The sequence below is a fragment of the Mesorhizobium qingshengii genome (assembly GCF_027563465.1).
Classification (GTDB): Bacteria; Pseudomonadota; Alphaproteobacteria; order Rhizobiales; family Rhizobiaceae; genus Mesorhizobium; species Mesorhizobium qingshengii_A.
The window spans coordinates 1-23,419 of sequence record NZ_JAPFQA010000027.1; the positions used below are offsets into that span (position 1 = coordinate 1).

General features: G+C 64.2%; 20 protein-coding genes. 7 read left to right on the forward strand and 13 right to left on the reverse strand.

The features are described 5' to 3' along the window. Positions 1-43: 43 nt before the first annotated feature. Complete coding sequence (locus OOJ09_RS29955) at positions 44-517, forward strand: VOC family protein (protein ID WP_269908704.1); 474 nt, start codon at positions 44-46, stop codon at positions 515-517. A gap of 24 nt (positions 518-541) precedes the next feature. Here the strand turns inward: OOJ09_RS29955 and OOJ09_RS29960 are convergent, their stop codons facing one another. The 5 genes from OOJ09_RS29960 to OOJ09_RS29980 all read right to left on the reverse strand — a co-directional run bounded on the left by OOJ09_RS29960 (position 542) and on the right by OOJ09_RS29980 (position 4,102). Beyond that, on the reverse strand, positions 542-838 hold the full coding sequence (locus OOJ09_RS29960) for an HlyU family transcriptional regulator (protein WP_269908665.1): 297 nt from the start codon (positions 836-838) through the stop codon (positions 542-544). A gap of 106 nt (positions 839-944) precedes the next feature. Continuing rightward, positions 945-1,628: a PadR family transcriptional regulator gene (locus tag OOJ09_RS29965; RefSeq protein ID WP_269908666.1), complete on the reverse strand. Its 684-nt coding sequence runs from the start codon at positions 1,626-1,628 to the stop codon at positions 945-947. Positions 1,629-1,931: 303 nt separating this feature from the next. Next, the gene (locus OOJ09_RS29970) at positions 1,932-2,546 is read right to left on the reverse strand and encodes a GyrI-like domain-containing protein (protein WP_269908667.1); all 615 of its coding nucleotides are present in this window, start codon (positions 2,544-2,546) and stop codon (positions 1,932-1,934) included. Positions 2,547-2,646: 100 nt separating this feature from the next. Next, the gene (locus tag OOJ09_RS29975; protein WP_269908668.1) at positions 2,647-3,039 is read right to left on the reverse strand and encodes a thiol-disulfide oxidoreductase DCC family protein; all 393 of its coding nucleotides are present in this window, start codon (positions 3,037-3,039) and stop codon (positions 2,647-2,649) included. 4 nt (positions 3,040-3,043) lie between these two features. Next, positions 3,044-4,102, reverse strand: coding sequence for a DMT family transporter (locus OOJ09_RS29980; RefSeq protein ID WP_269908669.1), 1,059 nt, complete (start codon positions 4,100-4,102; stop codon positions 3,044-3,046). 204 nt (positions 4,103-4,306) lie between these two features. Between OOJ09_RS29980 and OOJ09_RS29985 the strand changes: the two genes are divergently transcribed. Further along, positions 4,307-5,008, forward strand: coding sequence for a hypothetical protein (locus OOJ09_RS29985; RefSeq protein WP_269908670.1), 702 nt, complete (start codon positions 4,307-4,309; stop codon positions 5,006-5,008). Positions 5,009-5,538: 530 nt separating this feature from the next. Here the strand turns inward: OOJ09_RS29985 and OOJ09_RS29990 are convergent. From OOJ09_RS29990 to OOJ09_RS30005, 4 genes are all read right to left on the reverse strand, one after another. After that, entirely contained in the window at positions 5,539-5,832 is a 294-nt protein-coding gene (locus OOJ09_RS29990; RefSeq protein WP_269908671.1) for a GYD domain-containing protein, read from the reverse strand. Between the two features lie 185 nt (positions 5,833-6,017). Continuing rightward, entirely contained in the window at positions 6,018-8,042 is a 2,025-nt protein-coding gene (gene rpoD, locus OOJ09_RS29995) for an RNA polymerase sigma factor RpoD (protein WP_269908672.1), read from the reverse strand. Between the two features lie 453 nt (positions 8,043-8,495). After that, complete coding sequence (gene dnaG / locus OOJ09_RS30000; RefSeq protein WP_269908673.1) at positions 8,496-10,442, reverse strand: DNA primase; 1,947 nt, start codon at positions 10,440-10,442, stop codon at positions 8,496-8,498. Positions 10,443-10,596: 154 nt separating this feature from the next. After that, a complete protein-coding gene (locus tag OOJ09_RS30005) occupies positions 10,597-10,965 on the reverse strand; it encodes an RcnB family protein (RefSeq protein WP_269908674.1) in 369 nt (122 codons plus the stop codon). A gap of 390 nt (positions 10,966-11,355) precedes the next feature. Here OOJ09_RS30005 and OOJ09_RS30010 point away from each other — a divergent pair, with 390 nt between their 5' ends. The 3 genes from OOJ09_RS30010 (at position 11,356) to OOJ09_RS30020 (ending at position 14,677) form a co-directional block, all read left to right on the forward strand. Beyond that, the gene (locus OOJ09_RS30010; RefSeq protein WP_269908675.1) at positions 11,356-13,020 is read left to right on the forward strand and encodes a Na/Pi cotransporter family protein; all 1,665 of its coding nucleotides are present in this window, start codon (positions 11,356-11,358) and stop codon (positions 13,018-13,020) included. A gap of 106 nt (positions 13,021-13,126) precedes the next feature. Further along, positions 13,127-13,336 (forward strand): DUF2061 domain-containing protein, encoded by a 210-nt coding sequence (locus OOJ09_RS30015; protein ID WP_269908676.1) that lies wholly within the window; start codon positions 13,127-13,129, stop codon positions 13,334-13,336. Positions 13,337-13,492: 156 nt separating this feature from the next. Then, positions 13,493-14,677: an MFS transporter gene (locus OOJ09_RS30020; RefSeq protein ID WP_269908677.1), complete on the forward strand. Its 1,185-nt coding sequence runs from the start codon at positions 13,493-13,495 to the stop codon at positions 14,675-14,677. 24 nt (positions 14,678-14,701) lie between these two features. On the opposite strand, the gene OOJ09_RS30025 is transcribed toward OOJ09_RS30020, so the two are convergent. Together OOJ09_RS30025 and OOJ09_RS30030 are read right to left on the reverse strand one after the other, a co-directional pair. Further along, positions 14,702-16,243 carry a hypothetical protein gene (locus tag OOJ09_RS30025; protein WP_269908678.1) on the reverse strand — a complete coding sequence of 514 codons (1,542 nt, stop codon included), beginning with the start codon at positions 16,241-16,243 and terminating at the stop codon, positions 14,702-14,704. A gap of 161 nt (positions 16,244-16,404) precedes the next feature. After that, positions 16,405-18,636, reverse strand: coding sequence for a heavy metal translocating P-type ATPase (locus OOJ09_RS30030; protein ID WP_269908679.1), 2,232 nt, complete (start codon positions 18,634-18,636; stop codon positions 16,405-16,407). Positions 18,637-18,742: 106 nt separating this feature from the next. On the opposite strand from OOJ09_RS30030, the gene OOJ09_RS30035 reads away from it, so the two are divergent. Together OOJ09_RS30035 and OOJ09_RS30040 are read left to right on the forward strand one after the other, a co-directional pair. After that, positions 18,743-19,159, forward strand: a complete 417-nt coding sequence (locus OOJ09_RS30035) for a MerR family transcriptional regulator (protein WP_269908680.1) — start codon at positions 18,743-18,745, stop codon at positions 19,157-19,159. Positions 19,160-19,162: 3 nt separating this feature from the next. After that, the gene (locus tag OOJ09_RS30040; protein ID WP_269908681.1) at positions 19,163-20,200 is read left to right on the forward strand and encodes a P1 family peptidase; all 1,038 of its coding nucleotides are present in this window, start codon (positions 19,163-19,165) and stop codon (positions 20,198-20,200) included. 6 nt (positions 20,201-20,206) lie between these two features. Here OOJ09_RS30040 and OOJ09_RS30045 read toward each other — a convergent pair whose 3' ends face one another. Then, positions 20,207-20,764 carry a GNAT family N-acetyltransferase gene (locus tag OOJ09_RS30045; protein WP_269908682.1) on the reverse strand — a complete coding sequence of 186 codons (558 nt, stop codon included), beginning with the start codon at positions 20,762-20,764 and terminating at the stop codon, positions 20,207-20,209. 192 nt (positions 20,765-20,956) lie between these two features. Then, a complete protein-coding gene (katG, locus tag OOJ09_RS30050) occupies positions 20,957-23,152 on the reverse strand; it encodes a catalase/peroxidase HPI (protein WP_269908683.1) in 2,196 nt (731 codons plus the stop codon). Positions 23,153-23,419 lie beyond the last annotated feature (267 nt).

Below are 23,419 nucleotides of genomic sequence, written 5' to 3' on the forward strand. Positions count from 1 at the left end.
ACCCGCCGGAATGGCTTCAAAAGCGAAAGGACAAGCAATGGCAATCGCCAAGAACACAATCTGCGTTTGGTATGACAAGGACGCCGAGGCCGCGGCCCGGTTCTACGCCGAGACTTTTCCCGACAGCTCGGTCGGTGCCGTCCACCGCGCTCCCAGCGACTACCCGTCCGGCAAGGCGGGCGACGTGTTGACGGTCGAGTTCGCGGTCGCCGGCATCCCCTGTCTCGGCCTCAATGGCGGGCCCGCGTTCAAACACAACGAAGCCTTCTCGTTCCAGATCGCCACTGACGATCAGCAGGAGACCGATCGTTACTGGAACGCCATCGTCGGCAATGGCGGCCAGGAAAGCGCATGCGGTTGGTGCAAGGACAAATGGGGTATCTCGTGGCAAATCACGCCGCGCGTGCTGACCGAGGCGATGGCTGCCGGCGGTGATGAAGCAAAACGCGCATTTGATGCGATGATGGATATGAGGAAGATCGACGTCGCCGCGATCGAGGCGGCGCGGCGCGGCTGACGGTTCTGGGTTGACCAGCCTTGCCTATCCGAAGATCCGCTCGCCCTGCTCGTCGATCAGTTGCATGCCCTTCTTGATCGAGATGTCGACGGCGTCGTCGAGCCCGGCGAAGCGGTCGGCGCGGATGAATTTGTGTTCCTTGAGGACGCCGTCGATCTCCTTGGAGACGACGCCGCAGGTCTGGTACTGGCCGTCCGTCTTGTAGGGCGTGGCGCTGATCAGGAATCCCTTGTGCTCAACCTGCTTGGCCGGCGCGGCACTCTTGGGTTCACTCGCTTCGCCGCTGCCGCCACCGCCGAAAAGACGCTTCAGAAAAGACATCGGGCTTCCTCCAACAGCATTCATCCCGCACCATGTAGAGTGGCGCGGGATGAATTTCACTATCGGTCCTTGGCCTGGCGGGCAAGTCCGGCTGAGCCGGAAGGCCTCACTTGCGCGACAGCGCTTCCAGTGCCTCGGCGGCACCTTCGAGGATGGCGATGGCCTCGGCCTGCTTGTCGGCCGGCGCGTCGACGAAGTCGCCGAGAGCCGCCCGCAAGCGGTGACGCACGGAGCGGAATTCGTCACGCGCCTCCGAACGATCCCCGCGACCGCCGCGACGCCCGCCTTCTTCGCTCTCGTCGTTCCAGCCGAACCAGTCGCGCGCCTTGGCCATCTTGCGGCCGAAGCGCTCGAGATGGTCGAGCACGCCGTCGATCATCTCGCGGTTGTCGGCAAGATGCGCCTGCCCGGCCTCGGTGATCGAGAACACCTTCTTGTTGCCGTCGGCGGCGGAGGCGGCATAGCCTGCCTCTTCCAGGAATGTCAGTGTCGGATAGACCACGCCCGGGCTCGGGCTGTAGATGCCGCTGGTACGCTCTTCCAGCGCCTTGATGATGTCGTAGCCGTGGCGCGGCGCCTCGGCCAGCAGCGACAGCGTGATCAGCTTGAGATCGCCGTCGGCCAGCATGCGCCCGGCGCGGAACATGTCGCCCGGACCACCGCGTCCGCCGCCACGACCGCCATGCCCGAACGGGCCAAAGCCGCCGCCGCGTCCACCGAATTTGCCGGCCATGTGCATGAACATGCGCTCGCCGAAATGTTTGTGCCCGAAATTGTCGTGCTTATGCATTGATTGCTCCTTGAGTTGTATCTTACGATATATCTTAACTAGGCGCGCGCCGGCGTTGAGTCAAGATATATCTTACGATGTATCTAAATGATGCCGCAAGGGGCTTGCCGGCCCCAGCCTGGCCGCCATATGGGATGACCGCCTGGGCCTGTCCTGGCTGGGTGGCGTTTCCGACGCTGCTTGTGGTTCTGCCGCCGGTGCGCCGCATTGTCGGCTGGCTGTGCGAGGCCTCGCCTCGTCAGGCGGCTACGCGGAAAGGCCCGAAGGCAATTTCGGGCCTTTCGGCCTGCAGTGGCGCCTAGTCTATCGTTTCCTGACCGGCTGGCGGATCACCGTTCTCAGTTTTTCTGGTGCCGCCTTGCGAGGGTCACCCAGGTAGATCTCGTGGTGCTTGCCGTTTTCCACGAGACCGTTGGCGGGCAGGAATTCCTCGTGCAGGCGCAGGATCGTCGGTCCTTCCGCGCTATAGGGTCCGATGTGCATGATCTGCACCGCCGTCCCTTCGTGGAAGAACTGCAATCTGAGGCTTTCGGGCGGCTCGCCGAGCTTCGCGCACGCCTTGTCGAGCACCGCCTTGAACATTTCCCCGGTGATCCAGTCCGGCTGCATGATCATCATGGTCCACGACCAGAGATGCTTGTCGCCCGTCAGGAAGCTCGACATGTCCTCGGCCCACCACAGCCCTTCCAGCGGAGCCACCCCATAGTCCTTGCCGAGTTCCTTTTTCGACATGAACTTCAGCGGATAGCTCACCGAGTAGAGCCATTCGATCGCGTGCCGGTACTCCTCGGAGGTGTTCGGGTCGCCCTTGCCGTCGATCATGGCAAACTGCAGCTTGGGAACATCGACCAGGGAAAACACACCCACGGGAGGTTGCCAGAACGCCTTCATGATTTTCTTGAAGTCGACCTTCTCCATCACATGCCTCATCGAAAGCGATGGTTCCACAATCGAGGTTACCGACAAGGGCGGCATTGATTGAGGTCAATACGATGCGAGGCGGCAGGCAAGGCAAGGATTACCAGCGTCCCTTGCGCCGGTTCCAGGCGTAGAGCAGGTCGGCGAAACGGTCGTAGGCAAGGCGGGTCAGCGGCAAGGCAATCGGATTGCCGAACAGCGTTGCCAGCCAGCCCTCGCCCGGCGTTGCCTTCCAGACGGCAATTACCACATCGGCGCCGACCAGCAGTTGGCCCTGTGCATCGGTGGCGTGCAACCGGCGGCGGATATCCTCCAGCGAGGCTCCAAATCCGGCAAGTGCTGCTGGTTCAAGGTTGATGTCGCGAAATTGGATGCGGCCGGCCTTGACCGCCTCGACAAGCCGCCGTTTCTGCCTGCCGATGCCGGCATCACAGACCGGGCAGCGCGTGTTGTACCAGACACTCAGGGCAGGCTTGGTCCCTGGCTCGAGCATATGCTCAGCCGTGCCCGTGCCGGTGGTGCAGGTCGGGATAATGCGGATGCCGGTGGCGCATCGGCGCATGCCGGTGCCAGTGCGAATGCGGCTCGCTCACCGGCCCGTCATGATGGTGCTGGTGGTGCTCGTCATGCACATGGCTGTGCTCGTGTTCTAGTTCCTCGTGGTCATGCTCGTGCTCGTGGCGCTCCGACAGATGCAGCCAGAGGCCGAAGCCCATCAGAAGCCCGGCGATCGCCAGCTTGAGCGTGACGGCGTCACCCAGGATGGCGATCGCCAGCAACGCGCCGATGAAGGGCGCGAGCGAGTAGTAGGCCCCTGTCCGTGCCGTGCCGAGATGGCGCAGCGCCACGATGAACATCGCCAGGCTGACGCCGATGCCGAAGAAGCCGACGGCCGCGGTGGCAGCGATGACTGACGGTGGGGGAAACGAAGCCCCGGCGGCAAGCGCCAGCCCGACATTGACGACACCCGCCACCAGCCCCTTGAGCATGGCGATCACCACCGGATCGGTGGCCGAGATCCTGCGCGTGAAATTGTTGTCCAGCCCCCACGCCAGGCACGCCCCGGCGACGAGCACGGCGCCGAGGTTGAAGGCGACGCCTCCGCCTTGCCACGACAGCAGGACAGCGCCGGCAAGGATGGCGAAGGCACCCACAAGCAGGCGCCGGTCGACATTCTCGCGATAGACGAGCCAGGCGATCGCCATCGTCGCCAGCCCTTCGAGGTTGAGCAGCAGCGCGGAACTGGACGCGGTGTTGAGACTGAGGCCGAACATCAAGAGCACCGGGGCGACGATGCCGCCGGCGCCGATCGCCAGCGCCAGCCATGGCATGTCCCTGGCGGTCAGTTGCGCCTCGCCGGCGCCGGTGCCGCGAGCCAGGCGATAGAGGGCCAGCCCGACACCGGCGCCGAGATAGAGCAGGCCGGCCAGCATGAAGGGGTTGACGCTGTCGAGCAGCAGCTTGCAGAGCGGCGGCGCCGCGCCGAACAGGGCGGCCGAGCCCAGGGCAAGCGGCACGCCGGGCCACAGATGCGCATGTGAATTCGGTTCGGACATGGCCACATCCTAACGCATGTCGCTGCGGCGCGCAGCGATTTTGGGATAATGATCACCCATAAAACAAGGGGATTATCCCCTTGACACAAGTACCCCTCTCTAAAGTCCTCTGGGGAATCACGCGGCGAGCATCTCTAAAAAACGTAATCACTAGTGATTTCCTTTCATGATTGCATTATATGATGTCTATGTTATGTTGCCTTCATGACCGACGAATCATCCCCGCCGCCGCCGCCGCCCGAACCTCCGCTGACGAAGCCGGATGCTCTAGACGAGTATGAGACTGCGGGCGTCATCAGTATACTCATTAAGACGATAGCTGCTGATGACAGGATCGCTGCTCTTACCAAGCAGCTAGTAGAGTTGAATGCTTCCATTGCGGCCGATCGACTGAGCCGGGCCAAAGGTGTGAATGCGCTGAGCATCTACGGGTTCGACCCGTTGAATGCCAAGATCTGGACAGCAGTTCGTGAAGTGATCGGCGACGAGAAGTATGATGGAGCCGTAGCAATCGCTAGAGGTAAGTTCCCTCAACTCCTCCAAAAACCCATCAAGGATGCTGAAAAAACTGAAGCTCCGCCCCAAACCGACGCTACCATATCTAGCGAGTCATCTTCGGCGACACCGACGATCAGCGACGCAATTTTGGCATTCCTAAAGGAATGCGGAGCCTCGGGAGCGAAGGTTTCAGCGGTCAAAGAGCAACTGTCAAAGGCCTACGGCTTCGAGACTCATGAAAAAACGCCGGGCATGACGCTCTATCGCCTGCTTAAAGAAGGCAAGGTTCGTCGTGGAGGGCGCATATGGTTCTATGTCGATCCCGCAATGGCGGTAAAGACAGAGAACCCCGGCGATGACACGCCGGGGAACGATAACACTGTAGACGAAAAGGAGACCACGGAATGATTAAGCATTCCTTCGGGTGGCAGGGGCGCCAACCCCTCGTCCACCCCCTGCTCTTGTTAAAGAGCTAGCGGCAGCCGCACCGGGGACATACACCTCGGTGCGGTTCCTTACTAACACACCTACGATTCATAGGTCAAAAGGAACTTAACATGGCAAAGAAACCGCCTCCACCTCCCTCTCGGCATACTACGCCGAAGGAAGCTACCCTTGCATCGCACGTCCTTTCAGGAGCGATCAAGCCAACCTCCGCGCAGTCACGTTCTTTGGCAGCATCCGTGTTGTCACAGGACGCGCCTAAGCGGAAGAAGTAAGACCCGGCTCATTTAGCCGAGTAATGCGAAGGACACAGCGCGTAGGGATTTGGATCACTCCAGAAATTTGCGCGCTGTGTTCAATGCCACCTGGCGCTAGCGCCTGGATCCGTTCGTCGTCTTGGATCAGCCAACCCACAGAACGCGTCGGCTCAATCCGTTGATCAGGCACCGTCAAGACAGCGCCTGATCGTCGGCCTCCGCGCTGTTTTCAGGGCTCTATCCGAGTGAGGTGATGATCTCGCGGTAGGCGAATTCGGGGAAGGCTTTCAGCGTCCGCGTCCTGACGTTGCCACCCGCCGCCAGCATCAGCGAGAAACGCGCCATGACCGCGTCGTCGGGCGCTTCGACCACCGCCACCATGTCGTATTCGCCCATGGTCAGGTAGAACGCCTTGAACGATCCGCCCATGTCCCCCAACTGCTTCCTGGCGGCGTCGAGCCGCTTCGGTGACTCGCGCACACTTCTGGCGCCCTGCTCCGTCCAGTTCATCAGCACGATGTAGCTTGTCATGGCACACCTCCCTCCGGGGCCACGGAGCACGGCGGCTTCGCCGGGGCGGGCATCCGGGTTTGTCGCCCAGAAAAATGCATCCGACGCAAAATTATCCTCCCGAAGTGCATGTGCCGCAAGAGCGCGCGCCACGAACGAAGAAGGGCGCCAATGGCGCCCTTCAAATCGTGGTTGTTCGGGAAATATCAGCTGTCGAGGAAGCTGCGCAGCTTGCGGCTCCGGCTCGGGTGCTTGAGCTTGCGCAGCGCCTTGGCTTCGATCTGGCGGATGCGCTCGCGGGTAACCGAGAACTGCTGGCCGACCTCTTCCAGCGTGTGGTCGGTGTTCATGCCGATGCCGAAGCGCATTCTGAGCACGCGCTCCTCGCGCGGCGTCAGCGAGGCCAGCACGCGCGTCGTGGTTTCGCGCAGGTTGGCCTGGATCGCCGCGTCGATCGGCAGGATCGCCATCTTGTCCTCGATGAAATCGCCCAGATGCGAATCCTCCTCGTCGCCCACCGGCGTTTCGAGCGAGATCGGCTCCTTGGCGATCTTCAACACCTTGCGCACTTTTTCGAGCGGCATGGCGAGCTTTTCGGCCAGTTCCTCCGGCGTCGGCTCGCGGCCGATCTCATGCAGCATCTGGCGCGAGGTGCGCACGATCTTGTTGATCGTCTCGATCATGTGCACCGGAATGCGGATGGTGCGCGCCTGGTCGGCGATCGAACGCGTGATCGCCTGCCGGATCCACCACGTCGCGTAGGTCGAGAACTTGTAGCCGCGGCGGTACTCGAATTTGTCGACCGCCTTCATCAGGCCGATATTGCCTTCCTGGATCAGGTCGAGGAACTGCAGGCCGCGATTGGTGTACTTCTTGGCGATGGAGATGACGAGGCGCAGATTGGCCTCGACCATTTCCTTCTTGGCGATCGCGGCTTCGCGCTCGCCCTTCTGCACCTGGTTGACGATCTTGCGGAATTCCAGGATCGAGATCGCCGTTTCGGTGGCCAGATGCTGGATCTCGGCGCGCAGGTCCTTGATCGCATCCTTCTCGTTCTTGGTGAATTCCTTCCAGCCGCGCGAGGTCAGATTGGCGATCGAGCGCGTCCAGTTCGGGTCGAGCTCGGAGCCCTGATATTCCTTCAGGAACTCCTCGCGGCGCACGCCGTAGCTTTCGGCCAGCCTGAGCAGCTTGCCCTCGTTCTGCACCAGGCGCTTGTTGATGTCGTAGAGTTGCTCGACCAGCGCCTCGATGCGCGCGGTGTTGAGCGACAGCGACTTCACCGCCTTGATCAGCTGGTCCTTCAGCTCCTTCAGCCGGCGGTCCTGGCTGGGCGACAGCGTGCCGGCGGCGGCCAGCCGGTTCTCGACCTGCTGGTCCTGCAGCTTGCGTAGCTTCTTGTAGGTGTCGGCGATGACGTCGAGCGTCTCCATCACCTGCGGGCGCAGTTCGGCTTCCATCGCTGCCAGCGACAGGCTTGCCTCGTCCTCGTCTTCCTCGTCGTCATCGACCAAGCCGCGCGTGTCTGCGCCGACATTGGTGATGTCGTCTTCCTCGTCGCGTCCGCGGCGTGGCTTTTCCTCGGCCTTGGGAGCTTCCTCGATGCGCTCGACCACCGGCGCCTGCTTGGCTTCGGGGCCGGCATAGGTGGCTTCGAGATCGATGATCTCGCGCAGCAGGATCTTCGATTCGTTGAGTTCGTCGCGCCAGATGATGATCGCCTGGAAAGTCAGCGGGCTTTCGCACAGGCCCGCGATCATCGTCTCGCGGCCGGCCTCGATGCGCTTGGCGATGGCGATTTCGCCTTCGCGCGACAGAAGCTCGACCGAGCCCATCTCGCGCAGATACATGCGCACCGGATCGTCGGTGCGGTCGGTCGGCTCTTTCTTGGTGGTGGTGGCGGCAACGGCGGTGCCGGTCTGCTCGGCCAGTTCGTTGGCGTCTTCCTCGGCGTCGGCGGCGGTGTCGCCGCCTTCGGGCTCCTCGCCCTGCTCGTCGTCCTCGACCACGTTGATGCCCATGTCGGACAGCATCGCCATCGTGTCCTCGATCTGCTCGGAGGTGACTTCCTCCGACGGCAGCACCGAATTCAGCTCGTCCATGGTGACATAGCCGCGCTTCTTGGCGGCCTTGATCATCTTCTTGACAGCATCATCGGAAAGGTCGAGCAGAGGGCCATCGGTGGCGCCTTCGCGTTCGGTTTCGACCTCTTCCTTTTCCTTTGTCGCCATAGTCTTTTTCTTCTCCTAGCGGCCGAACATCAAAGCCGCGTAAGCTGCCGGACCAGTCAAATCGGATGCGCTCGCTTGTGAAACGCGCTTCACCGGGCCAGTAACTGCATCTACGTTAAGTCCAGATTAACCCTGATATCTGTGGCAGGCAGCCTGCCTGTCCAGTGACCAGTACCTCACATCGCTGCATTTCCCGTCGACGCGGGTGCGGGTTAACGTTTCGAATCGTCCTGATTCCGCCATTCTGTCGGAAGGTCAAGCGGCTCTCGCATGATTCGCATGAAAAAAGCGAATCAATTACCCGACTTAGCCCGTCACGCGCCGATTGCACGCGCAACAACGCTTTCACATCTCACTCTCATGCCTGAGCCCATTCCGCCCCGGTGGGCCGGAATCAGCTCTATCTTTCCTTTGGTGGAAGCATGATGTTTTCCCACTTTTGGGGATCATGCTCTAAGCCCGCCCGGCCCTGCCCGAGGACACGCCAAACCCTTCGATCAGCGCTTCCGTCGCCTGTACATCCTGAAATTGCGCCTGAATTTCGATCAGGTGCCGATAGTTTTCGTCCGTGGGATCGGTGGCGAGCGCCGCTTCCGCCTGTTTCAGCTCCTTATGTAAGGTGCGCGCGCTGCGCTGCAAGTGCAGCGCCTGGCTGAAAGCGTCACGGGCATCGTCAAGGGCGGCGGTCTCCAGCGCCGGCCACTGGCGCGCCCGCCGGATCAGGCCGACGGCGCGCTCCCAGATCTCCGCGCAGCCGGCGCGCTCGATTGTCGCGATCACCGCGTGGCGGTCATTGGCCATGTCATGCGCCATCGCGTCGAGGATCGCCGCGTGCAGCCGCTGCAGGTCGGAGTTGGCAAGATCGAGAAACTCGATATGAGCGAAATTCTCGTCGATCAGCGCCGGATGGTTGACCAGCGCGACGATGATCGTCGCCTCGCGCATCGACATCCCCTCACTGCCGCGTTTGACCAGCGCCGACTGGCCGAGGCTTTCGGTGATCGCGATGCGGCCGCCACCGCTCTTGGCGAACTGTCCGCCGGGTGCGGCCGCCTTGCCCTGGCCGCGCTCGCCTGGCCGGCCGCCATCTTGACGCCCATGGCGCGCACCGCGCTGCGAGCCGAAGAAGCTCAGCACGCGCTCGCGCATCTCCTGTTGATAGTGGTAGCGCAGGCTTTCGTCGCGGATGCGGCTGGTCAGCTCGCGCAGCGTCTTCTCCAGTTCCGCCCGCCGCTCCGGCGTGTCGAAGACGCCGCCCGCCGTCTCGCGCATCCACAGAAGGTCGACCAGCGGCCTCGCATCGGACAGTACGGCACGGAACGCGTCCGGCCCCTCGGCCTTGACCAGATCGTCGGGGTCCTTGCCTTCCGGCAGCAGCGCGAAGCGCGCCGAGCGGCCGGCCTGCACCGACGGCAGCGCCATGTCGGCGGCCCGCCACGCCGCCTTCAGCCCGGCCTTGTCGCCGTCGAAGCACAGCATCGGCTCCGGCGCCATGCGCCAAAGCAGCTCGAGCTGGTTTTCCGTCAGCGCGGTGCCGAGCGGCGCCACGACGTTCTCGAAGCCGGCCTGGGCCAGCGCGATCACGTCCATGTAGCCTTCGACGGCGATGACCGTGCCGCCCTTGGCCAGAGCCTTGCGGGCGCGGGCGAAATTGTAGAGCACATTGCCCTTGTGGAAGAGCTCGGTGTCGGGCGAGTTCATGTATTTGGCAAGCGCATCGGGCGCCAGCGCACGGCCGCCGAAGGCGATGATCTTGCCGCGCGAATCCGGGATCGGGAACATGATGCGGTCGCGGAACCAGTCATAGGAAACCGGGATGTCGTCGCCATGGCGCACCAGGCCGCAGGCTTCGATGTCGGCCTTCGGAACGCCTTTTGCCGCGAGATGCTCCTTCAGCGCATTGCGGCTGTCGGGTGCAAAGCCAAGCCGGAACGATTGCTGCGTCGCCGGCGTCAGCCCACGGTCGCGCAGGTAGGCACGGGCTTTCGCCCCCTCAGGCCCTTGCAGCCGTTCCTGGAAGAACGCGGTCGCCATCTCCATGACGTCGGTCAGGCTGGCGCGTTCCTTCTCGCGCCGCTCCTCCTGCGCGTCGCGAACCGGCATCGGCACGCCGGCCATGTCGGCGATCTTCTCGACCGCTTCGGGAAAGCTCATCCCGTCGAGTTCGGTGAGGAACTTGAAATGATCGCCCGAGACCGAGCAGCCGAAACAGTGGTAGCGGCCCTTCTTGTCCTCGCAGTGGAAGGACGGGCTCTTCTCGCCATGAAACGGGCAGCAGGCCCAATAATCGCCACGCGGCGCATTGGTCTTCTTCCTGTCCCACGCGACACGCTGGCCGATAACCGATGAAATCGGCACGCGGTCGCGTATCTCGTCGAGGAAGGCGGGCGGAAAGCGCATCGGGCAACTCGTTTCCCGCTCATATAATCATGCCTGTCGGGGTCGACGACCCCTAATGCGGACCATACCCGGTTTCCACAGGGCAAGAAAGAAGGCGGCCGTTGCGGGCCGCCTTCTCTTTTCCGATCAGCATGGTTGCCGGCCCAGCCGGGATCTACTGCGCGGCGAGCGCGCCGAAGATGACGCCCGAGAGAATGCCGACCAGCACATAGTCGTTGCCCACGCGGATCCATTCCTGGCCGCGGCCGGGGCGATGCAGGCCGTAGCGGCCATAGTCGCGGATCGGCTGATGACGCTTCCAGCTCGAATATTTCTGGCCATTGCGCCAGTGGCTGCGCTTCACGACGACCTTCTTCTTGAAGACGCGCTTCTTCACATCGGCGTGGTGGCCGGGCTTCTGCCAGTCGACCTGGCTGTAATTCGACTGCGGAGCGTTCGGGGCATTCATCGGCGCGGCCTGGCCGGTGAGCGACGTGGCGGCCAGCATCGTGAAAGCGAGGGCGGAAAGGACAATGCGTTTCATGGGAAGTCTCCTTGGTTGTCGATGCCCAAGGGATAGTCGCCACGGGATGAACCGAAACTGAATACCCGCATTACAATTGTGTAATGAATTCCTTCATTTACCGAAGGGACTTGAACATCGTCGTAAAGCCAGGCGCCAGAAGCGCGGCGGCATGGCCGATCCGCGGCACGACCGCGGCTTGGCAATGCAACCATCCGCGCGTCCGTCCATTTTCCGACACGGCCTGTCGCGCCGCAACGGACCCTTGAAATCGACAAGATTTTATTATCCGGCTAAAATATTAGAGCTATTATCGACGACCGCCATGATCATGATTCGTACCCCTGTTTTTCACCTCGTTCGCCACGCTGCCCGCGTCGCGTCTCCTGCCTGCGTGCGGGCGGCGCCGCAATGAGCGGTTCGGTCGTTCTTCTGCATCTGGCCGGCGCGGTGGCGCTGATGCTGTTTGCCACCCGCATGGTGAAGACCGGCGTCGAACGCGCCTATGGCGACGTGCTGCGCCACAAATTGCGCGCCACCATGCGCAATCCGATCATGGCGGTGCTGGCCGGCACCGGCCTCGCCATCGCCCTGCAGAGCTCCACCGCCGTCACGCTGCTGGTCGGCTCCTTCGCCGGCTCCGGCATCGTCTCGGGCGCCGCCGGCCAGCTTGCCGTGCGCGGCGCCGAGATCGGCTCGGCGCTGGTGGTCAAGCTGCTCACCTTCGATCTCACGCTGCTGGTGCCGCTCTGCCTGATCACCGGCACGGTGATGTTCATGGCCACCGAGCGGCGCGACTGGCGCCAGTCCGGCCGCATCCTGGTCGGCATCGGCTTGCTGATCCTGTCGCTGGAAATGATCGGCCAGGCCTCGGAGCCGCTGCGCAACAGCCAGCTCCTGCCGGTCATCATCAACTACTTCTCCGGCGATTCCATCACCGCCTATCTGCTGGCCGCACTGATCACCTGGCTATTCCAGTCGAGCATCGCGGCGGTTCTCCTGATGGCAACGCTGGCCGGTCGTGGCCTGATCACGCCGGAACTCGGCGTCGTTCTCGTCCTCGGTGTCAACCTCGGTTCCTCGATCATCGCGCCGATGCTGACCCGTTCGGCCGGGCCCGAAGCGCGCGTCGTCCCGATCGGCAACCTCTTGATGCGCGGGCTTGGCTCGCTGGTCATGCTCATCGTGGTCATGATCTTCAGGCCGCACTTCGCCTTCCTCGGTTCGACGGCGGCGGACCAGATCGTCAACGCCCACATCCTGTTCAATGTGCTGATCCTGCTGGCCGGCCTGCCGCTGGCCGGATTCGTCTACCGCGCCTCGGAAAAGCTCGTCGCATTGGGCACCAGGCCGGCGCCGGCCAGCACGCTCGACGTTGTCGAACTGTCGGCACTCAACGAAAGCGCGCTCGATGTGCCGAGCCAGGCGCTGGCCAACGCCACCCGCGAGGTGGTGCGGGTCTGCGAGACGGTCGAGATCATGCTCCAGCGCATCATCGAGCTCTATGAAAGCGCCGATGCCGACAAGATCAAGGCGCTGGCAGCCCTTGACGACCGCGTCGACCGCAAGCACGCGGCGATAAAGCTCTATCTGGCCAAGGTCACCAAGAACCCGTTGACCGAGGACGAGGCGCTGCGCTGCCAGGAGCTGATCGGCGCCTGCGTCAAGCTGGAACAGGTCGGCGACATCATCGTGCGCAACATGCTGGTGCATGTGAAGAAGAAGCTCGAACGCGGGCTGGAATTCACCGACGAAGGCTGGCGCGAACTGTGCGCCTTCCACGCCTCGGTGCTCGCCAATGCGCGGCTTGCCTTCAACGTGCTGGTGTCGCGCGATCCTGAAACCGCCCGCCAGCTGGTGCTGGAAAAGGACCAGCTGCGCGATCGCGAGAAGGAAACCAGCGCCAGCCATTTCGTGAGGCTGCGCGACGGCACCGCCAAGAGCGTCGAGACCAGCTCGATCCACCTCGACACCATCCGCGACTTGAAGCAGATCAACTCGCTGCTCGCCTCGATGGCCTATCCCGTGCTGGAAGAGCGCGGCCTGCTCACCGGATCGCGGCTGAGGGCGAGCTGATTCACAGCCATCGCGCACCTGTCCTCCTTTCGGCGGCAAAATACCTTTGCTCTGTTTCCATCAGTCGGGATAAGGGTCGGTTGGCCCAGCCTTTCGGAGGAAATCGATGGACACCCATTCGCGCAGTTTCGCCAAGGCGCTTTCCTGGCGCGTGACCGGCACCATCGACACGATGATCATTTCACTGGTCGTGACCGGAAGCCTCAAGCTCGCCGCCACCATCGGCCTGACCGAGGTCGTCACCAAGTCGCTGCTCTACTATTTCCACGAACGGACGTGGCTCAAGATTCCATACGGACGCAAGGTCCCGGCGTAGCGACCCCGGCGCGACGGGGCGCCGCCCTGCCCAGCCGCCGCGCGGCTGGTGACACGGGAATCGATCAAGAAAAGCTAAAGCGGCGTCCATAATTTCTGGATTGCCCGCGAGGACCATCCGTGGTTTGAGGCCAGCACTCGAGGACCGCTCCCCGCCATGTCGCTTCCGCTCATCGCCCTGTTCATCGCCGCCTTCGCGTTCGGCACCACCGAATTCGTCATCGCCGGCGTGTTGCCGCAAGTGGCGGACGGGCTTGGCGTTTCGGTTCCCTCCGCCGGTTATCTGGTCTCCGGCTATGCCTGCGGCATCGCCATCGGCGGCCCGCTGCTGGCGCTCGCCACCAAGCCGCTGTCGCGCAAGACCTTGCTGCTCGGCCTCGCCCTCGCCTTCACCATCGGCCAGGCGGCCTGCGCGCTGGCGCCCGACTTCACCTCGATGCTGCTTCTGCGCATTGCCGTTGCGGTAGCGCATGGCGCCTATTTCGGCGTCGCCATGGTGGTCGCGGTCGGCCTTGTGCGCCAGGACCAGCGCGGCATGGCGGTCGCCGTCATCCTGTCGGGCCTTACCGTCTCCAACGTCATCGGCGTGCCGGCGGGTACCGCGATCGGCAACATCTGGGGCTGGCGCGCGACCTTCTGGGTGATGTGCGCGCTCGGCGTGGCGGCAACGCTTGCCATGGCAGCGCTGCTGCCGCGCACCACGGGATATCAGGCCATGCCCGCCGGCCTTGCCCGCGAGGTTCGCGTGCTGGCGCGGCAGCAGGTCTGGACCTCGCTGATCCTCATGCTGATGCTGATGATCGGCCAGTTCGGACTGTTCACCTACATCACGCCGACACTGCTGGAGATCACCGGACTGGACGAAGGCCTGGTGCCCTGGGTGCTGCTGCTCAACGGCGTCGGCGCCACGCTCGGCGTCTTCCTCGGCGGCAAGCTCTCCGACTGGAAGTTGATGCCGTCGCTGATCACCATGCTGGCCCTGCAGGCGGTGACGCTCGCCGTCATCTATGCCGTCAGCCCCTATCCCGTGCCGATGGTTATCGCCATCATCGTCTGGGGCGGTCTCAACTTCGCCATCGGCACGCCGATCCAGACCCGCATCCTGGCCTGGACGGCGGATGCCTCGAACCTCGCCTCGTCGCTCATTCCATCCGGCTTCAATGTCGGCATCGCGCTGGCCGCATCGCTGGGTGCCGCCATGCTCAATGCCGGCTACGGCTACCGCAGCCTGCCGCTGCTTGGCGCCATCGCCATGCTGGTCGCCGTCGCGGTGGCGCTGGCCTCGCATATCTGGGAGTGGCGCAGCAACGCCACGCCGCCGCTGACGGCTGCCGCAGAATAGCGGGGCCGGACAACCTGCTTCGACTCATTTGAACTTGGCGAGCGGGTCAAGGTTGGGTCGTATCATGCGGCATGCCACCGCCGACTGACCAACAGCCTCCTCGGTGCCCTCGGATACCACGCAGGAATGGCCGGGATCGCCACCTGGCATCGGCACCCCCTTGGCCAGCACGAACTGTACGGCATGCGCGCCGGCCAAACCGGCAGGGAACTGGGGTATGGGCCGCGCGATCCTGAACACACCCGGCTTGAGCTGTTCCAAATGGCCGCTATGGACCAGTTGCGAAAGCCCAAATTCCTGCGGCAGCACTTCGTATGGCTTTGCCGGTTCGCTGGCGACGACGCTGGCCGGATCGAAGCGCACCAGCCCCCTGGGTGTGAACCGCAACCCGCTTTTCCAGCTCGCCGCGTCGAAATCTGCGGGCGCCACGCGCGATGACGCGGTCGGCGCCAGGTTTTCGAATATCATGTCCGGCAAGGACACACTGGAAAGGCTGTAGATGCCGCCAACATGATCGACATCATCGCCCAGCCTGGCCGCGAACGTCTTTCTGGCCTGTGCTGTCTCGCGCGTACCGGATTTGTAGAAATAGTTCATGCAGGCCTGCCCGGCCTTGCCGGCGAAGGATACTCGATCCCTGGGGAGCCCGACGACGCCGGAGTGCGCACCGCCTCGGGGCGCGGCAACGACCAGTTTTTCAACCCGCTCCACGGCTCCGGACACCGCCCAGATCTGTGCTTCATAGCTCGTTGCGACAATGTAGAGCGGCGTCTTCCCGGGCTGGATGGCTATGTTCGACGTGGTGGTCTCGTCATCAGGGTTGCCGGCATGGACATTGGCCATGGCATCGCCCTCATAGGTGCCCAGCAGTACTGTTTCGGCCGCGGCGGTGGGGCGGGGGAAGTCACATAAGGCGGTGTCGTTTGACCGCTCGGAAACGACACTTCGCCTGACAGCTTGGGGGATCCGCGCGGCGACTTTCGCAATCTCATCCCTGGACAGAATGGTGTTACCGTCCAGATCGATGGACCGGAACACGGTCATTGCCTGTTCCATGACCTGTGGTGCTGTCACCTTGCTGCCATCGCCTAGGGCCAGGTAGTCGGAGAGATTGCCACGCCCGCCGGGTTGTGGTGCCGCCTTGGCATTCATGTAGGCTTCCAGAACGGATATGTTTCCGTCGCCATCGGCATCCGCCAAGAGCAAGGCTTTGGAGAGCAAAACGATGACGTTTCCATCGGGCCGGGCACGAAGCTCCTCTATTTCGGCCTTGGACACGATCCCGTCCTGGTTCAGGTCAAGCTTGATGAATTGCCCGAGGGTCGCCGTCTTGGCGGCGGCGTCACCGCGCGCACCGAGACGGTCGACCATCTCGCGCGTCAGTGTGCCCTCGCTGCCCGCGCTGGTTCTGAACGGCGACATCACGGTCAGCAGGAAGGTCTCCAGCGTCTGCCCTACACGCAGGCCACGCGCCATGGCAAGGGGATAAAGCTCCTGCGTCGTATCAGCCAAGGCCACGGATGACAGGCAGCCTGCGGCCAACCCCAAGACTACGCCAAGTTTCATCTCGCCTCCGGCAAAGGTTCAGGCCGGCAACTGTAGAACGAATGAATTGCACGCATATGGCGAAAACCGCTCCGGTTTTCGACGCCGCATCAGCAAAGTGCTAACCAACATCGCCTGCCGACCATTGGAGGCGCGGCCCAGAGGCCGCGGCCGAGTACACTTCAACCCCGCCAGCGCAGCAGGCGCATGGCGTTTGCGGTCACCAGCACGGTGGCGCCGGTGTCGGCCAGGATCGCCGGCCACAGGCCGGTGATGCCGGCAATGGTGGTGACCAGGAACACCGCCTTGAGCCCGAGCGCCACGGTGATGTTCTGGCGGATGTTGGCCATCACCGCCCGCGACAGCCGCACCATGCGCGCGACATCCGTGACGCGGCCATGCAGGATCGCCGCGTCCGCCGTTTCCAATGCCACATCGGTGCCGCCGCCCATGGCGATGCCGATATCGGCGGCGGCCAGCGCCGGCGCGTCGTTGATGCCGTCGCCGACCTTGGCCACTTTCAGCCCCTCGCGCTGCAAGTCACCGACGATGCGCTGCTTGTCCTGAGGCAACAGCTCTGCCCGCGCGTCGATGCCGAGCGAAGCGGCGATGGCTTGCGCCGTGCGGCGGTTGTCGCCGGTCAGCATCACCGTGCGGATGCCCTCGGCCTTCAGCGCCATGATGCCGGCCGCCGCATCCGGCCTCGGCTCATCGCGCATGGCGATCAGCCCAGCCACCACCCCGTCGGCCACCAGCACCGAGACGGTCTTGCCCTGGCCGTTGAGGCTGTCGATGGCAAGGCGTTGCGCTTCGGTCATCACCACGCGCTCGCTCGCCGCCTGGCCGGAGCCAAGGAAGACGGCGGCGCCGCCGACGCTGCCTTCGACACCCTTGCCTGGGATCGCCTTGGCAACCAGCGCCGGCGGCACCGGCGCCTTGTCGGCCCTGGCCCTGTCCAGGATCGCCGTCGCCAGCGGATGGCTGGAGCCCTGCTCTAGGGCTGCCGCCAGCGCCAGCACGGTGCGTTCATCGCCCCCATACGCCACGATGTCGGTCACCACCGGCTTGCCCGCGGTCAGCGTGCCGGTCTTGTCGAAGGCAACGGCCGTGATCCGACGAAAGCCTTCAAGCACCGCGCCGCCCTTTATCAACAGGCCACGCCGCGCGCCGGTCGCCAGACCCGCGGCGATCGCCGCCGGCGTCGAGATGACCAGCGCGCAGGGGCAGCCGATCAGCAGGATCGCCAGGCCCTTGTATATCCACTCGTTCCAGTAGTCGCCGGCGACGAGCGGCGGCAGCAGCGCCACCAGCGCACCGGCTACAAGCACTCCCGGCGTGTAGTATCGCGAGAAACGGTCGATGAAGCGCTCGGTCGGCGCCTTCGATTCCTGCGCCTCCTCCACCAGCCGCACCACCCGGGCGATGGTGTTGTCGGCGGCGGCGGCGGTGACCCGAACCTTGAGCACGCCGTCGCTGCTGATCGTGCCGGCGAAGACGGCTTCCGCGATTCCCTTGCGCTTCGGCGTGCTCTCCCCGGTCACCGGCGCCTCGTCGATATCGCCCGCCCCTTCGACAATCTCGCCATCGGCCGGAATGCGGTCGCCCGGCCGCACCACGATCACATCGCCGACCACAAGCAGGTCGGCAGGAACGTCGATCGTGCCGCCCGGCCGCTCGACCAGCGCGGTCTTCGGCACCAGGTCGGCAAGCCCCTGGATGCTGGCCCGGGCGCGGCCGGCGGCGACACCTTCCAGAAGTTCGCCGATCAGGAACAACACCACCACGGCGGCCGCTTCTTCCGTGGCGCCGATCACCACGGCGCCGGCAGCGGCGATGGTCATCAACGTCTCGATCGAAAACGGCGTGCCGGCCAATGCCGCCATCAGCGCGCGCCGCGCTATCGGCACAAGGCCGACCAGCAGCGCGGCCAGGAAAACCCAGCGCTCGGCCACAGGGAACAAATGGCCGATGCCATAGGCGGCAACAAGCGCTGCCGCGCAAGCCAGGGTCAGCACCGCGCGGCGGGAGCGCCACCATGCCTGCCCCGGCTCGGCATTGCCGTGGAGATGGGATAGGCCCGGGGCCTCCTCGGCGACCTGGCCGCCGCCATGGTCATGATCATGGTCGGCATGGTCATGCGCGTTGGCCGCCGGCGATGCGCGTCCATCGGTCCCGGCTTCGGCCTTGACGATGCCATAGCCCAGCCGCGCAACCTGCTGCAGCACCTTGTCGTCGTTGAGCGAACCGCCGTGGCTGACGGTCATGCTGGCGCCGGTCACCGAAACCGAGACATCGGCGACGCCGTCGAGGCGGCGCACCGCCGTATCGATCTTGGCCGCGCAGGAGGCGCAGTCCATGCCGCCGATCCTGAACCGCGTCTGCCTGAATGGTGTTTGCTCGTGGGGAGCCGTCATCACGTCACCTGTCCGTCTCGTTCGCGAACATCTGTTCGCATGTCTTGAACCTTGATGTCAGGCACTGTAATTGCTCTAGTCACTAGAGCTTCAAGAGGCAGAATTCATGTTTTCGATCGGCGATCTCTCCCGCCGCACCGGGGTCAAGGTGCCGACCATCCGTTACTACGAGCAGATGGGCCTGGTCGCGGCGCCCGAGCGCTCTGAAGGCAACCAGCGCCGCTATTCCAGGCAGGAGCTGGAGCGGCTGGCTTTCATCCGCCACGCCCGCGACCTCGGCTTTGCCGTCGAGGACATCCGCTCGCTGATCGAACTGAGCGGCCACCCCGAGCAGCCCTGCGGCCACGCCGACCGGATCGCCGGGGAACAACTGATTTCCGTGCGGGAAAAGATCGCCCAGCTGAAGCGGCTGGAAACCGAGCTGGAGCGCATCACCTCCTGCTGCGACGGCAAGACGGTCGGCGACTGCTACGTCATCCGCGCGCTGTCCGACCACGCGCTGTGTGCCGACGAGCACATCTGACACATGACCAGGACTGTCGCTGACTACGGCTTGACCTGCGGCACCCTGCCGGCGGGCGCTCGTAACGCGATCACCGACGTGCCTGGCGTACGCGTCGGTCACTGCACATTGCGCAACGGCGACATCAACACCGGCGTGACCGCGATCCTGCCGCATGGCGGAAATCTGTTTCGCAAGAAGGTGATGGCGGCAAGCCATGTCATCAACGGTTTCGGCAAGACTGTCGGCCTGACGCAGGTGCGGGAACTCGGCACCATCGAAACGCCGATCCTGTTGACCAACACGCTCTCGGTCGGCACCTGCGCCACGGCGCTGATCCGCGACGCGATCCGCCTGAACCCGGATATCGGCCGCTCCACCGGAACCGTGAATCCGCTGGTTGGCGAATGCAATGACGGCCCGCTCAACGATATCCAGGCGCTGGCGATAACCGAGGAGCACGCCCGCGCCGCACTGGCGGACGCCCACGAAGGCGCGGTCGAGCAGGGCAATGTCGGCGCCGGAACGGGGATGAGCTGCTTCGGCTTCAAGGGCGGCATCGGCTCGGCGTCGCGAAAGATCATCCTGGCTGGCGAACGCCATCTTGGCGTTCTCGTCCTGTCGAATTTCGGCAAGGCCGGCGACCTCATCCTGCCCGATGGGCGTAGGCCCGATCCGAGGCAACCGGACCAGGCTGAACGCGGCTCGATCATGATCGTTCTGGCGACCGACGTGCCGCTCGAACGCCGCCAGCTCGAGAGAGTTGCGCGCCGCGCCGGGGCAGGCATCGCAAGGCTTGGCTCCTTCTGGGGCCATGGCAGCGGCGATATTGCCATTGCCTTCAGCACCGGCAATTTGGTCGATCACGATGAAACCCGCGACCTGGTGCCGCTGACGGCCCTGAACGAAGCGCGCATCGACCTGCTTTTCCGGGCGGCGGCCGAGGCCACGCAGGAAGCGGTGTTGAACTCCATGCTTTCAGCCGACGCCTTCACGGGCCGGGCCGGTTTGCATCGCGCGTCGCTCGCCGACTGGCTGCGCGATCAGGCCGAAAGGCGATAAGGCGAGCTATAGCTCGATCCGGAACCGCAGGCTTTCCGCTCCGCCATAGGCGGTGTCCTCGAAGAAGCGCCCGACGAGCTTGCCGCCATTGGCCAGGATCACCTTGTGCGACGCCGGATTGCCCGGCTTGGCGGTGATCTCGACGTGGGCCAGGCCGACCGCCCTCGCCTCGTCCAGCATCAGCCGCAGCGCCTCGGTCGCATAGCCGCGCCGCCGCTTCCACGGCACCACCGCGTAGCCGATATGGCCAAGCACATGCGGCGGCAGCGCTGCCGTGCCCTTCTGCCAGCGAAAGCCGATCGAGCCCGCTGCCTCGCCATCCCAGATCCAGCGGCGGAAGCCCGGCAGGCGCGGCACTTGCTTGCCGTCGGGCAAGGTGATCGGGCCGCCCTTGGCTTCGGGATCGTCGAGGTCGGCGAGAAAGGCCACTGGGTCCCTTTCGATCGCGGCAAGCTGCTCGCGCGTCGCTTGCTTGAGCCGCACATTGTCCGGCGACCAGCCGCGCTCGAGTGCTGCCTTGTAGGATGGCAGATGCTCAAGCGCGGGTTTGACGATTTCGACCATGTTGCACCGCTGGAGACGCTGTGCCGGCAAGATAGCAGCGTCGCACGGGAAGGAACGTACCACCGGGGCGCGGCCTCTTGCGACAGGGCCGCGTTCCCATCGCTGGAAACGCGGCCCTGGTCCATGGCGTCGGCAGCGGTCGGCACGCACCCTGACGCGGCGGTCGAGCCGCGCCGGATTGCCTTTGCCGGCTCAGGCGATATCGAAGCGGTCGGCGTTCATCACCTTGGTCCATGCCACGACGAAATCGCGGGCGAACTTCGCCTTGGCGTCGGCCGTGGCATAGACTTCGGCCAGCGCGCGCAGCTGCGAGTGCGAACCGAAGATCAGGTCGGCGCGGGTACCGGTCCATTTGACTTCGCCGGTCTTGCGGTCGCGGCCTTCGAACACATCCTTGGCGTCCGATGTCGCCTTCCACTCCGTGCCCATGTCGAGCAGGTTGACGAAGAAGTCGTTGCTCAGCGTTTCCGGCCGCCTGGTGAAGACGCCATGCTTCGACTGCCCGGCATTGGCGCCGAGAACGCGCAGGCCGCCGACCAGAACGGTCATTTCCGGCGCCGTCAGCGTCAGCAACTGCGCGCGGTCGACAAGCGCTTCCTCGACCGTCAGGCGCTGCTTGCCGCTGACGTAGTTGCGGAAACCGTCAACGGTCGGTTCCAGCGGCGCGAAGGAGTGGATGTCGGTCTGCTCCTGCGAGGCGTCCATGCGGCCTGGCCAGAAGGGGACGGCCACGCTGTGACCGGCATCCTTCGCGGCTTTCTCGATGGCGGCATTGCCGCCGAGAACGATCAGGTCGGCGAGCGAGACCTTCTTGTTGCCGGTCTGCGAGGCGTTGAAGGCCTTGGCAACGGCTTCGAGCTTGTCGAGCACCTTGGCGAGTTCGGCCGACTGGTTGACCGCCCAGTCCTTCTGGGGGCTGAGGCGAATGCGCGCGCCGTTGGCGCCGCCGCGCTTGTCGGAGCCACGGAAGGTCGAGGCCGACGCCCAGGCCGCCGAGACAAGTTGCGACACCGACAGGCCGGACGCCAGGATCTTGGCCTTGAGCGCCTCAGCGTCCTGTTCGTCGATCAGCACATGATCGACCGCCGGAATGACGTCCTGCCAGGGCAGCTCTTCCGTTGGAACGAGCGGGCCGAGATAGCGGGCGAGCGGGCCCATGTCGCGGTGGGTCAGCTTGTACCAGGCACGCGCGAACGCATCGGCGAACTGATCCGGATTTTCGTGGAAGCGCTTGGAGATCGTCGCGTAGGACGGATCGAACCGCAGCGCGAGGTCGGTGGTCAGCATCGAGGGTGCATGGCGCTTGCCAGCATTGTGCGCATCCGGCACCGTGCCGGCGCCCGCACCGCCCTTCGGCGTCCACTGCTGCGCGCCGGCCGGGCTCTTCGTCAGTTCCCATTCGAACCCGAACAGATTGTCGAAGAAATTGTTGCTCCACTTGGTCGGCGTCGTTGTCCAGGTCACTTCCAGGCCGCTGCCGATGGCGTCGCCGCCCTTGCCGGTGCCGAACTTGCTCGCCCAGCCGAGGCCCTGCTGCTCGATATCGGCGGCTTCCGGCTCGGCGCCGACAAGTGCCGCATCGCCCGCGCCATGGGTCTTGCCGAAGGTGTGGCCGCCGGCGATGAGCGCGACGGTCTCCTCGTCGTTCATGGCCATGCGCGCGAAGGTGTCGCGAATGTCACGCGCCGAAGCCAGCGGATCCGGATTGCCGTTCGGGCCTTCCGGGTTGACGTAGATCAGGCCCATCTGCACGGCACCAAGCGGATTCTGCAGATCGCGGTCGCCGCTGTAGCGCTCGTCGGCCAGCCATTTGCCTTCGGGGCCCCAGTAGATGTCCTCCTCGGGCTCCCACACGTCGGCACGGCCGCCGGCGAAACCGAACGTCTTGAAGCCCATCGACTCCAGCGCGACGTTGCCGGTGAGGATCAAAAGGTCGGCCCAGGAGATCTTGCGGCCGTATTTCTGCTTGATCGGCCACAGCAGCCGGCGGGCCTTGTCGAGGTTGACGTTGTCCGGCCAGCTGTTCAGCGGTGCGAAACGCTGCTGACCGGCTCCGGCGCCGCCGCGGCCGTCGGCGATGCGGTAGGTGCCGGCGCTGTGCCACGCCATGCGGACGAACAGCGGCCCATAATGGCCGAAATCGGCCGGCCACCACTCCTGCGAATCCGTCATCAGCGCGTGCAGGTCCTTGATCACGGCGTCGAGGTCGAGGCTTTTGAACTCCTCGGCATAATCGAACGCCTCACCCATCGGATCGGACAGCGGCGACTGCTGATGGAGCACCTGGACATTGAGCTGATTCGGCCACCAGTCGCGGTTGCCCCTGCCAACGGCAGTGTGCACGACCGGGCATTTGCCCTTGCTGTTGTCGTCGGTGTTGGCGTCCATGTCTTTCTCCGATCGTGGCTGTGTTGGGCGTTGCCTCAACTGCTGCGTGAACAAGGGTCAGGAATGCCCTTGGAAGACGGTCCGCTCCGTGGCCGCGCGATGGCCAGGAGCCCGAATATGCGAAATGTCCTACTGCCGGGAGCTTGCCTTGGACAAGACTGTCTTGAAAACAAAACAGGCCCGATCGCACCACTCATGCCCATGAGGTCGGGCCTGCGTGACACCGGCTGCTCCCATCTCCCTTACAGCTCCTATAGCAAAGCGGCT

Excerpts from the sequence above, each read along its gene's own strand:
- OOJ09_RS29960 (WP_269908665.1), bottom strand. The coding sequence starts at position 838 with ATGTCTTTTCTGAAGCGTCTTTTCGGCGGTGGCGGCAGCGGCGAAGCG.
- OOJ09_RS29965 (WP_269908666.1), bottom strand. The coding sequence starts at position 1,628 with ATGCATAAGCACGACAATTTCGGGCACAAACATTTCGGCGAGCGCATG.
- OOJ09_RS29970 (WP_269908667.1), bottom strand. The coding sequence starts at position 2,546 with ATGGAGAAGGTCGACTTCAAGAAAATCATGAAGGCGTTCTGGCAACCT.
- OOJ09_RS29975 (WP_269908668.1), bottom strand. The coding sequence starts at position 3,039 with ATGCTCGAGCCAGGGACCAAGCCTGCCCTGAGTGTCTGGTACAACACG.
- OOJ09_RS29980 (WP_269908669.1), bottom strand. The coding sequence starts at position 4,102 with ATGTCCGAACCGAATTCACATGCGCATCTGTGGCCCGGCGTGCCGCTT.
- OOJ09_RS29985 (WP_269908670.1), top strand. The coding sequence starts at position 4,307 with ATGACCGACGAATCATCCCCGCCGCCGCCGCCGCCCGAACCTCCGCTG.
- OOJ09_RS29990 (WP_269908671.1), bottom strand. The coding sequence starts at position 5,832 with ATGACAAGCTACATCGTGCTGATGAACTGGACGGAGCAGGGCGCCAGA.
- rpoD (WP_269908672.1), bottom strand. The coding sequence starts at position 8,042 with ATGGCGACAAAGGAAAAGGAAGAGGTCGAAACCGAACGCGAAGGCGCC.
- dnaG (WP_269908673.1), bottom strand. The coding sequence starts at position 10,442 with ATGCGCTTTCCGCCCGCCTTCCTCGACGAGATACGCGACCGCGTGCCG.
- OOJ09_RS30005 (WP_269908674.1), bottom strand. The coding sequence starts at position 10,965 with ATGAAACGCATTGTCCTTTCCGCCCTCGCTTTCACGATGCTGGCCGCC.
- OOJ09_RS30010 (WP_269908675.1), top strand. The coding sequence starts at position 11,356 with ATGAGCGGTTCGGTCGTTCTTCTGCATCTGGCCGGCGCGGTGGCGCTG.
- OOJ09_RS30015 (WP_269908676.1), top strand. The coding sequence starts at position 13,127 with ATGGACACCCATTCGCGCAGTTTCGCCAAGGCGCTTTCCTGGCGCGTG.
- OOJ09_RS30020 (WP_269908677.1), top strand. The coding sequence starts at position 13,493 with ATGTCGCTTCCGCTCATCGCCCTGTTCATCGCCGCCTTCGCGTTCGGC.
- OOJ09_RS30025 (WP_269908678.1), bottom strand. The coding sequence starts at position 16,243 with ATGAAACTTGGCGTAGTCTTGGGGTTGGCCGCAGGCTGCCTGTCATCC.
- OOJ09_RS30030 (WP_269908679.1), bottom strand. The coding sequence starts at position 18,636 with ATGACGGCTCCCCACGAGCAAACACCATTCAGGCAGACGCGGTTCAGG.
- OOJ09_RS30035 (WP_269908680.1), top strand. The coding sequence starts at position 18,743 with ATGTTTTCGATCGGCGATCTCTCCCGCCGCACCGGGGTCAAGGTGCCG.
- OOJ09_RS30040 (WP_269908681.1), top strand. The coding sequence starts at position 19,163 with ATGACCAGGACTGTCGCTGACTACGGCTTGACCTGCGGCACCCTGCCG.
- OOJ09_RS30045 (WP_269908682.1), bottom strand. The coding sequence starts at position 20,764 with ATGGTCGAAATCGTCAAACCCGCGCTTGAGCATCTGCCATCCTACAAG.
- katG (WP_269908683.1), bottom strand. The coding sequence starts at position 23,152 with ATGGACGCCAACACCGACGACAACAGCAAGGGCAAATGCCCGGTCGTG.